The 844-nt window shown below is 67.3% G+C and carries 1 protein-coding gene and 2 pseudogenes; all 3 read right to left on the bottom strand.

From position 1 onward, the window contains the following. A pseudogene (locus EBN88_RS32795) lies at window positions 1-226 on the bottom strand (hypothetical protein); the annotation flags it as partial. Continuing rightward, on the bottom strand, window positions 207-620 hold the full coding sequence (locus tag EBN88_RS30055) for a DUF742 domain-containing protein (protein WP_122400097.1): 414 nt from the start codon (window positions 618-620) through the stop codon (window positions 207-209). The gene EBN88_RS30055 and the pseudogene EBN88_RS32795, both read right to left, overlap by 20 nt. A gap of 69 nt (window positions 621-689) precedes the next feature. Then, window positions 690-844, bottom strand: a pseudogene (locus tag EBN88_RS30050) (roadblock/LC7 domain-containing protein); the annotation flags it as partial.

Raw genomic sequence — 844 nt, 5'->3', positions numbered from 1 at the left:
CGTCGATCCCCGCCGACGCCGACGTCATCACCGCCTCGGTCCGCAGCGGATTGATCTCCGACACCGACCCCACAAACGTGGTCTTACCCACGCCGAACCCACCCGCGATCACGATCTTCGCGGACGTCGTGGCCACCTGCTGGGCCGCCGGCGGCCCGGCGGGCTGACCGGCGGCGGGCGTTCCCTGGACCGGGTGGCCGAATCCGTCAGAGCTTCCGAAGTCCACTGAGCACCCTTTCCAGCAGCGTCACATCTGGCTGACCGCCGGGCTCTCCCTCGTGGCCCGGCTGATGGATGGCGACAAGCCCGGCCTCGGCCAGGTCCGCCACCAGAATCCGGGCCACCCCCAGCGGAATGGCCACCAGCGCCGACACCTCGGCGACCGACTTCACCTCAAGGCAGAGATGGCAGATGCGCTGGTGCTCCGGCAGCAGCCCCTGAAGCTGCATCGGATCGGCGGTGGTCGACACCAGCGCCTCGATCGCCAACTGGTAACGCGGCTTCGTCCGGCCGCCGGTCATCGCGTACGGACGCACCAACGGCTGGTCGCCCTCGTCGTCATAGGACCCGTAGTTGTGCGAGGCACCGTACGAGCCCTGCGAGGGCGGCGGGGTGTTCATGGCTCCTCCGAGCTGAAACATGAGGTTCGACGAGGCGGACGGTGGTGCTCATGTGGGGGGAGGAATACGTCAGTTGAGGAGGCTGCCCTGGAGCTCGGCACGCAGATCGGGCGTCAGGACCGTACCGGCACGATCCACCAACAACGCCATCTCATAACCCACCAGACCGATGTCAGCCTCCGGATGCGCCAACACCGCCAACGACGAACCATCCGAGATGGACA

It is taken from the genome of Streptomyces triticirhizae, from assembly GCF_003696235.1.
GTDB lineage: Bacteria > Actinomycetota > Actinomycetes > Streptomycetales > Streptomycetaceae > Streptomyces > Streptomyces triticirhizae.
The sequence above is the reverse complement of the archived record's forward strand: the minus strand, read 5'-3'. Positions and strand labels throughout refer to the sequence as shown.

Excerpts from the sequence above, each read along its gene's own strand:
- EBN88_RS30055 (WP_122400097.1), bottom strand. The coding sequence starts at position 620 with ATGAACACCCCGCCGCCCTCGCAGGGCTCGTACGGTGCCTCGCACAAC.